Raw genomic sequence first — 2652 nt, 5'->3', positions numbered from 1 at the left:
CCGGGGCGCCGCGACTGCGGACGGCGTTTGCCGAGGCGGGCCTCGACGGGATCCGGCCCGCGCAAGCGGTGGCGCTCGTCCCACTGGCTGCCGGCGGGCTGCATGCATCGGATCTGGCCGATCGACTCCGCGTCAGCCGGCAAGCGGTGGCCCAGGCGGTCGCGGGGCTGGAGCGCCATGGCTACGTCACCCGAGCGGCAAACCCGCTCGACGCGCGGGCCCGGATCATCGAGCTGACGCCCCGGGGCCGCCAGGCGCTACGCGTAATGCGTTCCAACGCAGTTGATTTGGAAGGACGGTGGGAGCAGGTCCTGGGCCGGCAGCGGCTGACCGAGCTGCGCGAGACCTTACAACTGCTGCTTGCCGACCACAACGAGACGGCCGGGGACTGACGCCGGCCGGAAATTCCCGTGTCTAGATCGTCGCCGACGGCCTACGCTCGACCCAAGACAGTGAATAGGAGTCCACGTGCCCATCTTCATGGTCGAGCGCAACTTTGCCGAGGAACTGGAACCCGGCCTCGAGGTCGCGGACGGCATCAACCGGATCAACGACCAGGAGGGCGTTCGCTGGATGTACTCGTTCCTGTCGGCGGACAAACGGAAGACCTACTGTCTGTACGAGGCGCCGTCGCCCGAGGCCATCCGGGCCGCGGCCGCGCGCGCCGGTCTGCCCGCCGACTCCGTGGTCGAGGTGAGGGACCGGCTGATGCCGGACGGCGCCCTGTCCGACATCTGAGTGCGCTACCCGAGCAGTTCGTGATCGGCCGCGTACATCGCCGCCTGCGTGCGGTTCGCGGCGCCCGTTTTGATCAGGATGTTGCGCACGTGGTTGGCCGCGGTGTTGGTGCTGATGAAAAGGCGTTCTCCGATCGCGCGATTGCTCAGCCCCTCGGCGAGCAACCGGAGCACCTCGACCTCCCGTTCGGTCAGGCCGTCCGGACCCAGGGAACCGGCGGTCAGCACCGAATCCGCCAAGTCCACAACCCGGGTCTGGCCGATCGCACCGGCGATAACGCGGGCCTCCTCCGCGAGGGACCGGGCGGCTTCGGCGCGACCGCACGACGCGGCGAACAACGCGTGTCGGGCCAGCGTCTCGCTGATATGGACCACCGAGCCCATCCGGCGGTCCATCTCGATTGCCGCGGCGAAGTGCCGCTCGGCCGCGGCGCCGTCCCCACAAAGCGCCGCGATGCGGGCCAGGTATCGGTCCGCGCTGCCGAACAGCGCGACGAATTGCCCGGCTACCAAGTTCTTTCCGACATAACGCATGACGAACGGGCGCAGCGCGTGGACCGCTTCACGGTGGGACAGCTCCAGTGCCGCCTCGACCATGAACACCAGCTCCATCGGCCACTGCGCATCCTCGAGGCGGTCACCCAGGTTGCGGTTGACCAGTTGGTTGAGCGCACGGGTCATGCCACGTTCGCACTTGAGCTCGGTGTAAAGGGCGAGCAGCCCGGGCACCCAGCGGCCGGTGAACGTTTCACTGCCGTCGATGAATTCGCCGAACCTCTTCAGATCGCCGGTCTCGCGGCGGATCATGAACATCTGTACCCCGTTGGACCCCTCGGTGTCGTCCGCACCGAACAAATCCCCTGTGCGCAAGGCGATATCGGCCCATCGTTCTGCACCGGCGAAGTCACCGCGCAGATAGGCCAGCGCTTGCTCGATGCACGCGCCGACGAAGCCGAAGGCGGGTTGTCCGCAGGTCTGCGCCGCTCGCCGCATGTCGGCGGTCGCGGCCGCAAGGCCGTCGGGCCGGCCTGCCAAGTAGCTGACCATGGCGTGAAAGTGTGACGCCGCACCCAGCGATTCGTAGTCGCGGCGCGACATCGCCATGCGCGACACCTCGGCCGCGCGCTGCGCCTGGATTTCGCTCATCTCGGGGGTAAGGCCTTGCCACAGACTGGTTTTCAGCGTGTGCAGGAGCACCGCCGCATCCTCGATGGCCCGTGCGCGCTCGATCGCATCGGCGCCGACCTCACGGGCCCGGGCCGCCTCGCCCGCGAAAGCCAGCGCGCGGCCGAAGCTGCCGAGTGCCCCCACATAGCGTGGGTCCTCGGCCGGCAATCCGCATGTTTCCAGAGCCGCCGCCAGCAAGTCCGCCGCCTTCGAATTCGACTGCCCGGGGCGCCAATTGGCTTCCTCGTAGCCGACGGCGGCCTCCAGCCGCATCAGCGGGTCGTCCATCCCGCCGATGCGTTCGTAGATGGTCCGCGCCCGCGCGAACGAGCCCCCGCGCACGTGGTTGGCGGCCGCGTCGAGGTGCAGTCTGGCCCGGTCGGTGAGGTTGAGTTCGGGAAGCGACGCCGCCCGCTCGAACCACTTCGCCGCATCCTCGTAGGCCAGGCTCTGTTCGGCCATCCGGGCCGCCTGGCGCGCGTATCGCAACGCCTGCTCGTGGTAACCCAGGACGTGCGCCACCAGAAAGTGGTTGGCCAGGCGCGGCACGAGCGACGGGTCGGCGCGTCCCTCGAGCGCTTCGGCGGCGCGCGCGTGCATGATCCGCAGCCGCGACGCGGCCATCCCGCCCAGCACCGATTCGCGGGTCAGCGCGTGCACGAACGCGAATTCGCCGTCGGAGTCGTGGACCGCGCGGACCAGGCCGACGGCCTCGGCCGAATCGATCGCCGCCAGCGTCGCGCCGACC

3 protein-coding genes are annotated in these 2652 nt (G+C 69.2%); 2 read left to right on the top strand and 1 reads right to left on the bottom strand.

All coding sequences use genetic code 11. The annotated features are described in order from the left end of the window. Together A9X03_RS25440 and A9X03_RS25435 are read left to right on the top strand one after the other, a co-directional pair. A partial coding sequence (locus A9X03_RS25440; RefSeq protein WP_067783179.1) for a MarR family winged helix-turn-helix transcriptional regulator occupies nucleotides 1-392 on the top strand: 392 nt, incomplete at its 5' end. 76 nt (nucleotides 393-468) lie between these two features. Further along, nucleotides 469-738: a DUF4242 domain-containing protein gene (locus tag A9X03_RS25435; RefSeq protein ID WP_067752281.1), complete on the top strand. Its 270-nt coding sequence runs from the start codon at nucleotides 469-471 to the stop codon at nucleotides 736-738. A 5-nt stretch (nucleotides 739-743) separates the two neighbouring features. Here A9X03_RS25435 and A9X03_RS30700 read toward each other — a convergent pair. Continuing rightward, the coding region (locus A9X03_RS30700; RefSeq protein WP_304442292.1) for a helix-turn-helix transcriptional regulator at nucleotides 744-2652 on the bottom strand (1909 nt) is incomplete at its 5' end.

Source organism: Mycobacterium sp. E1715, from assembly GCF_001667625.1.
Taxonomy (GTDB): Bacteria; Actinomycetota; Actinomycetes; order Mycobacteriales; family Mycobacteriaceae; genus Mycobacterium.
This window is presented reverse-complemented; position numbering and strand designations above follow the sequence as displayed.